At 36.6% G+C, this 14,950-nt stretch carries 11 protein-coding genes; all 11 read right to left on the reverse strand.

Features of this window, described 5'->3' with window-relative positions; genetic code table 11:
* Nucleotides 1-7: 7 nt before the first annotated feature.
* On the reverse strand, nt 8-2,401 hold the full coding sequence (locus tag ACN19N_RS11695; RefSeq protein WP_420001376.1) for an AAA family ATPase: 2,394 nt from the start codon (nt 2,399-2,401) through the stop codon (nt 8-10).
* Nucleotides 2,402-2,431: 30 nt separating this feature from the next.
* Nucleotides 2,432-5,692 (reverse strand): type I restriction endonuclease subunit R, encoded by a 3,261-nt coding sequence (locus tag ACN19N_RS11700; RefSeq protein ID WP_420001377.1) that lies wholly within the window; start codon nt 5,690-5,692, stop codon nt 2,432-2,434.
* 39 nt (nt 5,693-5,731) lie between these two features.
* On the reverse strand, nt 5,732-6,646 hold the full coding sequence (locus tag ACN19N_RS11705; RefSeq protein WP_420001378.1) for an Abi family protein: 915 nt from the start codon (nt 6,644-6,646) through the stop codon (nt 5,732-5,734).
* On the reverse strand, nt 6,643-6,864 hold the full coding sequence (locus tag ACN19N_RS11710; protein WP_420001379.1) for a hypothetical protein: 222 nt from the start codon (nt 6,862-6,864) through the stop codon (nt 6,643-6,645). The genes ACN19N_RS11705 and ACN19N_RS11710 overlap by 4 nt, the downstream gene beginning before the upstream one ends.
* Nucleotides 6,861-8,216 carry a restriction endonuclease subunit S gene (locus tag ACN19N_RS11715; RefSeq protein WP_420001380.1) on the reverse strand — a complete coding sequence of 452 codons (1,356 nt, stop codon included), beginning with the start codon at nt 8,214-8,216 and terminating at the stop codon, nt 6,861-6,863. The genes ACN19N_RS11710 and ACN19N_RS11715 overlap by 4 nt, the downstream gene beginning before the upstream one ends.
* Complete coding sequence (locus ACN19N_RS11720; RefSeq protein WP_420001381.1) at nt 8,216-10,489, reverse strand: type I restriction-modification system subunit M; 2,274 nt, start codon at nt 10,487-10,489, stop codon at nt 8,216-8,218. The genes ACN19N_RS11715 and ACN19N_RS11720 overlap by 1 nt, the downstream gene beginning before the upstream one ends.
* A gap of 268 nt (nt 10,490-10,757) precedes the next feature.
* A complete protein-coding gene (locus tag ACN19N_RS11725) occupies nt 10,758-11,681 on the reverse strand; it encodes a hypothetical protein (protein ID WP_420001382.1) in 924 nt (307 codons plus the stop codon).
* Between the two features lie 10 nt (nt 11,682-11,691).
* Nucleotides 11,692-12,270 (reverse strand): DUF3944 domain-containing protein, encoded by a 579-nt coding sequence (locus ACN19N_RS11730; RefSeq protein WP_420001383.1) that lies wholly within the window; start codon nt 12,268-12,270, stop codon nt 11,692-11,694.
* A 37-nt stretch (nt 12,271-12,307) separates the two neighbouring features.
* Nucleotides 12,308-13,398 (reverse strand): IS4-like element ISAba1 family transposase gene (locus ACN19N_RS11735; RefSeq protein ID WP_100222571.1). Its coding sequence is split into 2 segments (ribosomal slippage): nt 12,308-12,858 and nt 12,858-13,398, totalling 1,092 coding nucleotides; the frame shifts between segments, so codons are not numbered across the junction.
* A 248-nt stretch (nt 13,399-13,646) separates the two neighbouring features.
* Nucleotides 13,647-13,877, reverse strand: a complete 231-nt coding sequence (locus tag ACN19N_RS11740) for a helix-turn-helix transcriptional regulator (RefSeq protein WP_153569865.1) — start codon at nt 13,875-13,877, stop codon at nt 13,647-13,649.
* 88 nt (nt 13,878-13,965) lie between these two features.
* Nucleotides 13,966-14,862 carry a hydrolase or metal-binding protein gene (locus ACN19N_RS11745; RefSeq protein WP_340790770.1) on the reverse strand — a complete coding sequence of 299 codons (897 nt, stop codon included), beginning with the start codon at nt 14,860-14,862 and terminating at the stop codon, nt 13,966-13,968.
* Nucleotides 14,863-14,950: the final 88 nt, after the last annotated feature.

The raw sequence follows: 14,950 nt of genomic DNA on the forward strand, positions 1-14,950 counted from the left end.
GCCCCTATCAATACTGAATAATCTTTGCAAAACTTTCAATAGACGTGAATGATGTCGGGACCAACTCCCAAGTTTTTTTATCTTCAAAGTAACCTAAATCTTCAGAATCTACATTCGGAAATATTGCTGATTTTTCTACAGGTTTTGGCTTAAGCATTCCATTACCATTTAAAACTAAATTGATCTTTGCCCAGTCATCAAAGAAATACTCCTGAAGCTGAGGGATAATTTTTTGCTTAAAAATATGGGCTAAATTTTCAAGTGTCGGTTGTTCTTTCAAAACCATAAAGTTAGCGTGACCAATACAATGATCTCGATCAATTAAGATTTCGATTCGTTGGTTGATGACTGTTAATAATCGTTCAATATCTACACCCTCAACACTCACATCTTTCAATAGATTTGGTTGAGGTGGCATCTCAATAAAAGTGAATCGACGACGTAAAGCAATATCTAAACCTGTTAAAGAGCGGTCAGAAGAGTTCATCGTACCAATAAGGTACAGATTGTTTGGAACAGTAAGCTCATATTTAGAATATGGCAATGTAACAGATAGCTGTTCTTCTGCCCCCTGACGCTTCGACTCTTCAATTAAGGTAATGAGTTCACCAAAAATACGAGAAATATTACCTCTGTTGATTTCGTCGATGATCAGCACGAACTTCTTATCATTGTCTTCCTTTTGGTGACTATCTAAAAGATTTTTAAGTTTGGTAAGATTTATTGCATTCGCCAAGTTGTAAATTGTTTGTTGCGAAAGAACTTTATCAAATAGTTGTTCTACATTTAGGCTCGGTTTGAACAATTTAAGCCATTTAACTGATTTCTTTTGAACGTATCTAGGTGCATCATCACTATCAGGTAATAGTTCATAATTACCACTTATTTCACCAATAGCTCTGAATTTATAGTTCCCATCAGAAATGATGATTAAGTCACCAACTTTTGTTTTGTTTTTAAAATCATTTACAAATCTTGAAGCTGAAGGATATTTTTTACGATAATCCTCATAACCATTTTCATCCATAATCTCTTCAACTTGCTTACGGTTAGTAGCACCAGAAAAGTTTATGTCATCTCCCCATCCAAGAAGTACACAATGATTTTTGACGCAGTAATCGAAGATATCCTCATCCTCTCCTGCTCTTCCTAAAGACATTTTCCATATTTCATTTGCACTAGGATCAAAATTGTTCTTTTGGCTTTCTAAAATTACTTTTGATTGAGCAGTATCACACAACGATTTAAATACCCCAGAAACTACAGGATATTCGATATTTTTTTTACCCTCATTATCTTCTACTGTTTCAGCTCGAATGCCCTCTACAAAATCCTCGTAACTAAAACTCTGATGAAAAGTTACAAACTTAATCTGTCCTTTATTCTTATACTCATCAAATCTATTTTTTAGATATTCACGCTCTTCTTTTTCCAAATCTTGTAGGGACTTATCTTCAATAATCGAAAGTGCATGATTGATTGTATTAAAAGTTTTCCCAGTCCCAGCAGCACCAAACAAGATACGATTTAATGGTTGTAATATCTTATTCGACATTTCTTTATTTACCTTTGAATTACTGTTATCTATTGATTGGTGTGTATCCAATTCATACCATTCACAAAATTTTTCTAAATCGCTTAGACTGTTTATCTCAATATAATAAGCTTTATTACCTTTAGACAAGCTAGTGGCATGGGATTTTAAACCATCATGACGCCCTTCGTTTTCATCATATTTACCGAATATTTTCGAATTATTATCAATAAACTTAAATTGAAAGTATTGGTTGTCTTCTGGGTCTACACCTAAAAACAAAGAAGGTTTAGAATTTTCTAAAATCAAAGCTAACTCTCTATTAGAATTATTTCTAAATCCAACTATTTTCTTGGTTGCTTCCTTAGTTTTCTGATATTTTGTTTTTAAAAAATTGTAAGCTTCTAAAGTTGTAAAATAGTCTTCTACTTCATAATTTACAGGGTATAAATCTTCACCTGAATAATCTAAGTCTAACTCCTCAGTGAATGTCTTTACCTGATCTAGCCAGTCCTTCAAATTTAATTCTTTTTGTACAGATTGATCATATCCTTGTGGTAGGACATCCTCATCAACATGTAATAATCTATATGTTTGATCTGTAATGTACAGTATAAAATTTCCATTCTTTTCCAAATGAAGTACAAATAAGAAATCTTCAACTCTCTTCGCTTGAATCTTCTTTCTTCCAAACCCTAAATATCCATATTTAGATGAACCTGCATGATAAATATCTATTTCAGGAAATACTTGCTTAATTTCCGATAACAACTCCCAAAACCATTTTTTTTGTTCTTGAGATAAAAGTGCAACATACTCACTAATACGAGGCAAATTAAATTTTTGCTTAAACTCTTCTAATTCCATGAATTAAATAACCTTATGCTTTATCTATTATCATCTTGTTTTTTGCTGGCTTACTAACACATCATAAATAATATTGGCAAACTGCTTCATTTTGGCTGGATCACTCATCAGCTGTGTCATTTGTTCAGTATGCGCAGTATTACTATCAAGTACCGCATCATCTAAAGCACTATCAAACTCCCCCAACATCGCTTGTTCACGGGTATTGTTTTGAATCTGCTTCATCATTTTGGTGTTTTCAGACATCTTGTCTGCCACGGTGTAGACATAATTAATCATGTCCTGATCTGTCAGCTTATCGGTAATAAAAACATCATTTACACGCTGTAAGATGACCGATAAAAAATCCTCTTGTTTATTTTTTGCTTTTGCCGAACCGAGATCATTGGCTGGTTCTAATTTATGTTCAGTACTATCCGCTTTAAGTTGAATATCCTGTTGACGGATTTTAGAGAGCCTATAATGACTCATTGCTACATTACTCAAATCAATCACATCTTCATCTGCCGCTTGCTCACGTAATAACGGCCGCAAAGTACGGGCGAACAAACTGATTTTTTCGAGTTCTTTATCATCATATTCCACAATTTGTGACATAAACTCATAAAAACGACTAAAACTACCTAAATCCTTTTTAAAGATTTCTAGTGCATCACGTGCCTTTTTCGCTTCTGCAAATTCATTTTCAGCATTTGCAATCAACACAGGCTCACCTGTTCGTTTGGTAATTTCCAAACGATTCTTGGTCACGTCATAATCATTGATTGCTTGAGAATAGCGTTGCTGCCAACGTTGCATCGCTGGTTTACAGATATTGGCAAGTACTGCATTAGATTTATTTTTGCTATAGAAAGCATCAACAAATTGCTCGACTTCAGTCATGAGAAAAATGCGTGCAGCTTTCAACTTTTCAGCAAGGTCATAGACAATATCAGGATTAGAAACATCTGCCAGTTCAGCTGTTTGGTAGTAAGGCTGGAATGCATCCAAGATTTCTTGTGGTTCGTTAAAGAAATCTAGAACAAATGTGCCTGATTCTGCTTTGCCAGGATAAGTTCGGTTTAAACGCGATAAGGTTTGCACGCACTCAACACCACCGAGTTTTTTATCGACGTACATAGCACACAATTTTGGTTGGTCGAAACCTGTTTGAAATTTATTGGCAACGATCATCACTTGAAAGTCATCGCTATCAAATGCCTTACGCATTTCACGCCCTTTCAAGTTTGGATTCATATTACTTTCAGTAAACTTCTGCCCGACCAAATGGCTGCTGTCTGCATCATGATCAGCAAATTCGACTTCACCTGAAAATGCTACCATTGCTTGGATATTGGCATATTTCTGTTCTGCCACATATTTATCAAAAGCCTGCTTATAGCGTACCGCTTCTTTTCGTGAACTGGTAACGACCATGGCTTTAGCTTGACCACCTAATAAGCCCATCACATTCTTTTTAAAATGCTCAATAATTACACGCACTTTTTGCGAGATATTGTGGTCATGCAGTCGCACCCATTGATTGAGCTTAATCTTGGCTTTTTTGGCATCGACCTGATCATCTTTTTCCTCAATCTTCTGTTTAAGCTTATAAATCACTTTATAGTTGGTATAATTTTTTAAGACATCCAAAATAAAACCTTCTTCAATCGCTTGGCGCATTGAATAGACATGATAGGCTTCAGGCTTATTGGTCTTGGATGGAGGTAGTTCAGGATTCGGCAAACGACCAAACAGTTGTAATGTCTTATCTTTTGGGGTTGCCGTAAAGGCGTAGAAACTTAAATTCTGGCTGCCTTTACGTGAAGCCATGACCGCATCTAGTATATCTTCCGATGTAAGTTGATCATCTTCATCACGCTCCTCAAGCATCAGCGTTTCTTTGAGCTGTCGTGCAGTTGAGCCACTTTGCGAAGAATGTGCTTCATCCGCAATTACCGCATATTTACGCTCTTTTAAGCTGGTACTGTTTTCAATTGCTTTAAGTACATGAGGAAAAGTCTGAATGGTGACAATAATAATCGGCTGTGCCATTTCCAATGCTTTTGCCAATTTTTCAGATTTAGAACCATCGCCCTCTTTATTATTAATTCGTCCGACCACACCATTAGCATGTTCAAACTGATAAATCGTATCTTGTAGTTGCGCATCCAGAATGGTTCGATCTGTCACTACAATAACCGAATCAAACATCTTGTTATTGTTGGCATCGTATAGGCTAGATAGTTGATGTGCTGTCCATGCAATTGAATTGGACTTACCTGAACCCGCACTGTGTTGAATCAGATATTTTTGTCCCGTTCCTTCTGCCAAAGAGTCTTCAACCAATTTGGTCACCACTTTCCATTGGTGATAACGTGGGAAAATCAGGCTTTCTTTTTTATATTTACGCCCTTCCCAATCCTCTTTTTCTTCAATCTGTAAGTGAATAAAATTACCAATAATATTCAGTAAGCTGTCTGGGGTTAGAACTTCATTCCACAAATAACCTGTGGCGTATTCATTCACATCTTCAGGGACATCATTGCCTGCACCCTGTTCTTTAGTACCTTTGTTAAATGGCAAGAAATAGGTATTGTCGCCATTGAGATGGGTTGCCATATAGACTTCATACTGGCTCACCGCAAAATGTACCAATGCGCCACGTTTAAAAGTCAATAACGGTTCTGGCTTATTAGTTTTAGGGTCTTTGGGCAGGCGTGTTTTTTTGTACTGTGCCATGGCATTTTGTACGGCTTGTTTAAACTCTGACTTGAGTTCTAGCGTTGCCACAGGAAAGCCATTAATAAACAGGACTAAATCAATGCGCCATTTTTTGGCTTGTTTACCTGTTGCTTCGAGTTCGGCTTTGTTGGCGTATGGGCTATACACCAACTCAGGTACGACACGACAAATATTCTGTTTATAGATTTCATTTAGTTCAGGGTTTAGACCATGTTCAGGTTTAAACTGGCAAAATGAAAAACGTGTACCACGGGTTTTTAGCCCATGACGTAATACACCCAACGTACCATAACTACGAGATTCAATATCGGTGGCATTAATATCCGCCTTTTTAAGCTGCGCCACCACAGTATCTAAAAAATGGCGTTCAGTATCATTGGGGAAAATGCTTTTAAATTTCTGCCATTCTTTGTCTTGAGTCTTTTGTACAAAATCCAGAACATCTTGTTCATATAAGGCTTTTTCACGGTGATAGCCTTGCGGTGAACCGACCTGCCAACCGTGGCTTTGCATTTGCGTAATAATGTCTTGTTGGAAAACCGTTTCTAACGTTACATCCGATCTCATTTTTCCCATCACCCCTTTAAATTCTAAATATCTTTTCTATTATTTTATCTGCCAGATTGGATAACTTTGCCAATCTTCAGGAAAGCCCATAAATGCTTTTGATATGTTGTTATGCGACAACAAAAGGTCTATCAAACGCTGCCGCCATGTATGTTGTAGCGTAATTTTATCCATAAAGTACAGTAGAAAAACCAAGCTATTATAAAGTTTACGATCTGCCGAGGTCTTTTGATCAAAATTGCACTGCTGCGCTAAGCCCAAAGGTTTATTTCGAGGTTTCGCAATGGTTTTGGTAAATTTACGATTCCATAGCCGCGAGTGATGTGCACAAGTATTTCGCAAATATACGAGATGCTGTAATAAACCTTCAAATTGCTTTTCATCGCAATCAAAGTGACTCGAAATTGCTGTACGTGTTTGTTTGGGAGCAAGTGACTGATACCATTTGGAAAGCTGACCAAAACTCATCACTTCACAAGTTGCCCAAATCGGTGGTAGCTCTGGATCATCATAAGTACGTTGATAATGCTCGATAAACACTTCATCAGCTCGGTCTATTTCGCCCTCTAACGACTCTAATAATTTCTCCCATCTACGCAGCGGTTTAAAATATTGCGGATGCATAAATGCATGTGCGCCATGCTTATGGGCAAGCTCATAGGCAAATTGGGTACGAATTGCTACTTCAATCCGTTCGATTGCATCGAGTACCAATAGTCTGAGTTCACGGTCAAAAACATAAATTTCCCACACTTGTTCAAAATGCGTGTTTTCTTGAAAACAGTGGGGTGAATGGGTCTGTTCAAAGGGTAGCCAATAAGCACCCAAACGGTAGTAATTGACTTGGGCTAAGTGGAAAATTGCTTTTTGTTCATCAGAAACGACCATACCACGAGATTTTAAAATCTCCAGTTGCTCGGAAAATGTTTTAGGCAGTTTATTAAATGGTTTCATACAGCATTACCTGCATATTGAGGTAATTGCGTGTATGTAGAGCTATTATTATATTTTGGTACAGCAGAAAAAAGTAACCCGACAGTTTGAGGATGCAATTGCTTGCCTAGCCTTGTCGGGTGTTGTTGGGCATATTGTGCAATTTTATGCGTTTTTATGCAATGGCTTTTTGTTCGCATTTGCGACCAGTTTTGTATAGGATGAGTGGAGAGCATCATGCGCTTAACTCCATGTTATCTTGATTATTATTTTTATTTGGATTTTGCCAATTACGAACATCAACTTTGCCAGTCACGGCTGCTGAGATAAGGGCTGTTCGGCGTTCTTGAATCAGTTTAATTGTGACCATAGATTTATCAATTAACCTATCAATTTCTTTTAATTTGTAGTCTAAATAAATCACAATATCATTTTGTTCTTTTAAAGGTGGTAGAACTACTTTCCAGGCCTTAATATGACTTTGCGATACCTTAGCCATTGTCATACTGGAGCCTCTCGCATCTAACTCAATTTGTGTTCTACCACTGTTTGATAATAGCCAATAACACAAAAATTCCTTCTTTATATCAGATATGGTATTTAAACGATAAATCAGATCACACATCATTGTTGGCGATGTAGGCTCTGTATTAACAACACATGCATCGGCAACTAATTGAGGTGTATTTGCACGTGTTACAAGTAAATCTCCCAAATGAACAATGTATTTAGTTTCTAACTGACTTTTATAATCGAGGGTCTTCGACTCATTAGGAAAAAATTTACCTTTTTTTACTGCACTAATCTTCAAAACACCATATTCATCATCCTGCGGTGTTTGGTTTTGGGCAACAGGACTACTACCCTGTTCTATAAAGTTTAAAATTCTCTGAATGTTAAAAATTTTCCAATGCTCAGGCACTTCCCCTAACCATTCCACACCTGAATCTTTCATCGGTGCATTCAGATTTAAACCTTTAGTTACCGCATGACTAATAACTGCTTGACGTTTTTCTTTCAGCAGTTCAATTAGTTTTTCTTGTTTGGCAATGAGGGTGTCAATTTTTGCAGTTTCATTATCTAAAAACTCACCTATCTTTTTTTGTTCTATATTAGTAGGTAAATAAAAATAACAATTAGCAATATCTGAAAAGTTAACAGTTTGCCTTACACCAGCCCCCAATGTTTTCATATGAGATACATCAAATTCATGAAGTAACCATCGAACATATTTTTTATCTAAAGACTTATTGCAATGTAAAACAATATAGCCTGTACTAACCACGACGTTTATTTTTGACAAAGCTGTTCTTAAACTTTTTAAGTCATAATTTAAATTAAGTGGATTAATTAAAAACTCATCTTTTAAAACTTCTTGATAGCTTGCTTTGGTGTCAGGTGAAAGATTGTCTTCATTTTTATATACAACCTCACCAAAACTAATTGAACCTGCTGGCAAATCACAGTTTGAAGTTTTTAATTTTTCAGTAAGTAGCCATTTAAAACGTTCGGATGTCCAATGTGATGGTACATTTCCCATCCATACAATTTCTGAATCTTTATATTCAGCATATTTCTGATACTTAGCCATTAAGAATGCACCTCTTGTAAAAGCTGCATAATTTCACGGCTCACAGCATCTAAATCAGCATCAATCTCTGCTAAATCACGTGGCGGTTGGTACACATAAAAATGACGGTTAAACGGAATTTCATAACCGACTATGCCAATTTCAGCGTCCTGAGCATCACGTTTATCAGCATTGATCCATGCATCAGGCACATGCGGTTGTACTTCACGCTTAAAGTAAGTCTCAATTAAATCCGTGGTGCTTATGTCTGGATCAAGTGCAATGTTTTCCGCATCACGCAAGTCGCCATCTTGTTCAAATTCAACTACCTGACCTTTATATTCAAAATGACCATAGAGTGGATTCGAAGTTGTCTTCAATACTTTCTTTACCACTGGCTGTGCTTCAGGGTTTTTCCAAGACACTACATTCAAAAGTAATTTTTGCTCTTTCGAATCTAATGTGATCCCAAGATTCTTAATTGATCTTTTAAGTACAAGAGAGAACTCGTTCATATCATCAAATTGTTTAAGTCCAATTTCTTCCTGAATCATTTTTGCTTTGATGAACAAGCTTTTTTGATCAATCCATAAATCCTTGGACAAAATATTCTTTACATCTTTCTCTTTAATATCAGGATAATTTGCTTTTATGAAAGCTCTCGCTTCGGCTTCTACATCCGAGAAATCACCATAACTTTGATCATTCCAAGACTGACCAAACTCAACAAATAGCGTCTCCATAATGACGTCTAGGAATTTTGATGAAAATTTTAGACGATTAATCCGCGCATCAGACAATTGCGCTGATAAACGTAACGGACGTTCAATGGTGACGCGACGGTAACCAAATTCATAACTGTTAAAAATTTTGCTTGAGAATGGCTTCTGCTGTTCACTTTCACCATCTAAAGTCAGCGTATCTACTGCTTCAAAAGCGCCATAGTTTTGGGTAATGGTCTTAATTTCTGCATCAGTCAGGTAATTACGCTTAGAGCCAAGCGACTTACGCATTTTCGAACTAAGATTCGCTGCATTAATTAAATGTACTTTGCCTTTACGCTCAGCGTCTTTCTTATTACTGAGTACCCAAACATAGGTCGCAATACCTGTGTTATAGAACATATCAGTAGGTAGAGCGATAATCGCTTCAAGCAAATCCGCTTCTAAGATATAACGACGGATTTCACTTTCACCACTACCTGCACTACCCGTAAATAACGGTGAACCGTTTAGAATAATACCAATACGACTGCCTTGACCTGTGCCATCAATATCACGCATTTTACTGATCAAATGCATCAGGAATAATAGTGAGCCATCAGAGACACGCGGCAAGCCTGCACCAAAACGACCATTAAAGCCCTTTTGTTCGTGTTCGTCTTTAATCTCTTGTTCGATTTTTTTCCAGTCCACACCAAATGGTGGATTGGACAGCATATAATCAAACTTTTCATAGGCAAGCTGGTCATTAGACAATGTATTGCCTAACTTGATACGGCTGACATCCTGCCCTTTAATCAACATATCCGCTTTACAAATAGCGTAGGATTCTGGGTTCAATTCCTGACCAAACACACGCATCACCGCTTCTGGATTATGCTCATAGACATATTCCGTACCTGATGACAGGAAACCGCCTGTCCCAGCAGTAGGATCATAAATGGTTCGAATCACACCTTCTTTGTTTAAGGCATCATCATCTTGGCTAAAAATCAAACCTGTGGTAAGTCGTACAATATCTCGCGGGGTAAAGTGTTCCCCTGCGGTTTCATTTGAGCTTTCAGCGAAACGACGAATCAACTCTTCAAATACCAAGCCCATGTCATGGTTAGAAATACTTTGTGGACTTAAATCTGTGCTCGCAAATTTTTGCACGACCTTATAAAGTAAATTGGCATCATCCAATAAACCTGTAAATTCATCGAACTTAAAGTGTTCGAATATTTCACGGGCATCTTTTGAAAAGTGCTGGATGTAGTTACTGATATTCGCTCGAATATTTTTTTGCCCAAGGCTACTTAAATCAAGCTCTGAAGTATTAAAAAAAGATAAGCTCTCTGTTGCCTTCAATAACATTTTTTCTTTTGCTTCTTCTGGCAAAGGCATCGCCTTCACTTTCTCATTCGCCTCCAGTACCTTTGCTTTACTCGGTTCAAATACGCACTCTAAACGACGAAGTAAAGTGAATGGTAAAATCACACGCCCGTATTGAGATTGTTTAAAGTCACCACGAAGTAGATCTGCGACAGACCAAATGAAAGCTGCAACTTGAGAAAAATTGTTATTTGTCATTGAAATATACCGCTTGCTTTACAGCTTGAAACTGAAAATTTATGCGTCTAATTGTGCCTGATTTACAATGGGTTTTACCACCCGTAAAATAAGTTAAAAATTAACTAATTCGTATAATTTCCACCTTAATGACATCAGAAGGTGAACTTGCCATAAGCTCAATTAATCATAACTTTTATGGTCGTAAAGACTTTTCATCTGATCTAAAAAATCTTTACTCCATCTCTTCAGAACTTATTCCATTAAATTTTTTTAATAATTTGATCTATCATGCACTCAAGTTAACTTGATAAAAGTCTTTCCTTTTCAATAGACTTAATTGCTTATTATCTACTGGGCGCTCTAATAGTTCAGGTATTATTGGGCTTTTAAATAAAGTAATTGCCTGATTCTCAATATTTTCTAAAAAAGGAACATCCGCCTTTTTTATACGGTACTCATTAACGGCCTTATCTGTTTCATTTAAAAAGTTACGATACTTATTTAGTAATGTTTGATAAATTTTACTGCTATCCTCCAATAAAACTTGTGAAAACTCATTTTGACCTAATCGCTGAGATAATAGGAATTCAAAATGCATACCTAAAGGCAATAATTCAAGGATTTGCTGCACAAAATTTACAATATTTATTACATGATATTTGTCATTTATCTTTTTCTCCTCAATCAGCCCTATTAAGCTTTTAATAAAAAAAATCAAATGTTTCTTTAATTGTATAGATGTTGACAATGTATTATTTGCTATAGGTAAAATCTTATTTAAATCAACATGTTTCTGCAATAACAAACCAAAATTATGCAATAAGGCAAGATATTCACTTGCTTTGTCTGCGTAAAAAACTAAGCTTTGCTCTTTAACACTATCCGCAATCTGAACAACAACTTTCTGTACATTCTCTATTTTATTTGCCAATACTTGAGTTTGAATAGCCATTGCAACCATCAAAGTACCTGTTGCTAAAGCTTGAGCAGCAACAACAGTATTTTGCAATCCGTTCATCACACTCAAAAATGATTCTTCAGTTACTAATTGTGTAAACTTAATCGGTAAGTGTATTACTGTACCTGTTTTACCACTTCCAGCAGCCCAATAAACAACTCCCTCAAATTGATTCATTGTACCGTTATTTAATCCCTCTAAAACTTCCAAAGGGATTCTTGAAAGATCGAATGTAAATGTTTCTGTTAACATTGAAAATTACCTAAAATTTATTATGTTTTGAACAAGTTGATTGATAATTTTGTCTTAGCATCGCAATGATACAAACTGCGGGTATTGTTACTCTATATGCTGCTCCACTTGCCATATAAGCTGCGGAGGCTACACCAACAATAGGGTTTAACCTTGCTAATCCTAAAGAAATCAATGAACCAGCTCCATTTTTTATTGTTTCAACAGGCTTATCAGATAAAGAAGACAAACCTAAATAACCCTTTTCTTTTAATGTATTATGAATAAAATCAAGATCATCTAGTGTTGTAACGCGTCTAAAAAGCGTTCGTAATATACGCTCTTCTATTTGTTCAATTGATGTATCTTCCTTATGGTAATCCGCACCTACTTTATCTGCGACATTCTCTAAAATCTGAGCATATAAAACACCTTTTCCCCTAAAAAAATTAGTTACAGTATCCCCACCAAACAATTGCAATTCTGCTGCAATCGCTTTCCAACTATTAGTATAAGCCAAGTCTTCTGTTTCATATTTTTTCTTATTTTTATTAATTGTTACCTTAAGTTCTCCAGTCCACTGCTCCCGCCCTTCACTATCTTCTATCATTGTATTTGCTAAAAGCTTTCTTTGTACACGACAAATTTCACAGAACCCTTATCCTATCAGGATTCTGCTTTCTTAAAATTGCCAAAATTTCCTTAAACTCTTCTTTTTTCCCAAAACCAATTAAACGCTGAATCGCCATTTGAACATAGTCTAAACCATAGCGAAATAAACTCATTGAGAGTCGTCCATGCTTCTTTATTATTATCGCTTTTTTTTGATTATGTTGCCATTCACCCGTTAAGTAACACCAACAGAAGCTTATAGCTAACACCGCAATCAATTTTTTCACTCGTCTAGGGTCTGTCAAGCGCGTATTTTCAAGATTAAACCCGCGTCCTTTGAGACAACTGAATAAGGTTTCAATTTCCCAGCGTAATGCATAATCCTGAATAGCATTGGCATTAAACTGAGGAGAAACGACGAGTAAAAGCTCTCCATTTTCTAACTGTAGTGCACTTATATATAGTTTCACCCGACCAACCAAAATCCGTCGTTTACGACATTCAATTTGACCAACTTTAAGATGGCGAAATAAATCACTAATTTTATGATTCTTTCCTAAATGATTGGTGACAATGAAGTTTTTTTAACACGAATGCAGAAGTTGATGTCTTGTTCAATTAACCATGTAAACCACTGCTCACCGATAAACTCTCTGTCTGCGAACACATTCACAATACGGTCTTTACCAAAAATGGCTATAAAGCGTTGAATCAAAGCAATACGCTCTTTCGTATCTGAATTTCCACGTTTATTAAGCAATGTCCAAAGGATAGGTATCGCTATTCCACGATAAACGATTGCGAGCATCAGGATATTAATATTTCGTTTTCCCCATTTCCAATTGGTTCTATCTAAAGTCAGTTGCACTTGGTCGAATGAAAACATATTGAAAATCAACTGAGAAATTTGACGATAATCAAAATACTGACCTGCAAAGAAGCGCTGCATACGTCGATAAAATGATTGTGGTAAGCACTTGATGGGCAAGGCTTTAGATGCAGAAGAAAGATTACATGTTTGCTTTAAAATGATCACAAGCATGATGAGCGCAAAGCACTTTAAATGTGACTTGTTCCATTTTAGAGATTTGTTTAAGATAAGATATAACTCATTGAGATGTGTCATAGTATTCGTCGTTAGAAAACAATTATTGTGACATTATTTCAATGAGTTATCTATTTTTGTCGTGTACAGAGAAAAGCTTTAAAGATTTGGCATCTAAATACTGTAAGAATGCTAAATCAGGATCACTTGTAAATTTTGAATCTTTTGCCATAATTTCACCAGCATATTTATACTAATATCAATAATATAAGATAATAAAAAAATTTAATCACTAAAAATAAAAAAATAAGGAGGCTCTCGCCTCCCGCTTATTTTCGACTAGCTAACTTGGTCTCAATCCATTGATTAATTTCTCTTGCTGACCAAGCGACACGATTAACAGATAACTTTACTGGTTTAGGAAAAGTCTCATCGTAACGTGGAGATTTTGAGTTCATCATTAGATAAATTGTTGGTCGGCTTAAGCCTGTAATTTCGCACACTTGCGAAATTTTAAGCAATTGATTCATTTGAAAAGTTTGACCTGTGAACGCATTCATGATGTTTTTCTCCCAATCAATGATGCGAGCGCAATTTCGCTCAAATAATAGAGCTCGCTGTAAGAAAAAACGTCCTGCTTCCACCTAATCAATTCAAAGCCTGAACCGATTGCTGCAAGCCTTTCTGAATATCCTGAACATGGGTTAGGTCATGCGTTTGTTGAGACTGTTCTGGTCTTGATTCATCACTATAAAACTCCTCAACAATATCCAGCCCCTCCTCACCTCCCACCTCAAAGCTAGCATTGCCATAGCCCTGCCGTGCCACATGATCTAAAGCTTCCTGATAAAACCCTGCTGCCTTACTTGTTTCATCAATCTGTTTGGCTGACGTAATTGCCTCCTGTAAATTGATTCCATCACGTAAAGTTAAATCCACGTAATAGATCGGAGTACGATAACTTTGCGTGGTGCTTTTACCTCGTAAAGTCAATTGCAATGGCAGGCATGAAAGTAAATCACCTGAAGCAGCATGGTAATAACGTAATCGTGCAGCCAAGGTACGAATGCTATTAAAGCCTGTGGTTCTAAAGATGAAAGTGCCAAACTCATCCGATTCATCTAAATTCACATACAGCCGCCCATAAGGTTTACACAACCCACCCTGTGCCAATGGACAAAGATCAGGTGATGGACATGGATGCTGTTCAATACCATTTTGTCCCAGTCGCTGACAGGTTTCTCCATTACCTGAGCAGATTAAGCGTCCAGTTTGGCGGTCAAATAGGCTGTACTCTGCCCGTAGATTCAGTTCAGGATCGTTAAAGATCATGCGTACTGGAATGGTTCTGAGTTTCTGGTTTTGTGCTTTGGCACGTAACTGTTCATCCAGTGGATGTTTCACCCAGCCATCCTTATTCTGGATTTGGCTGGTAATGGTAAATTGGTCATCTTTTTCAGGGAGTCGTTTTCCATTCTTTTCGACAATTTTGCCGATGCTGATACGACCTAAAACAGGTGGCGTAATTGCGAGACCTTTAATCATGGTCATTTCCTTTAAATAAAAATTGGGCATAAAAAAATCCCACACCTGTTGAGGTATGGGATCAGTTGGTTGAGGTGTTAGTTAAATT

Source organism: Acinetobacter sp. LF10 (genome assembly GCF_048585715.1).
Lineage (GTDB): Bacteria > Pseudomonadota > Gammaproteobacteria > Pseudomonadales > Moraxellaceae > Acinetobacter.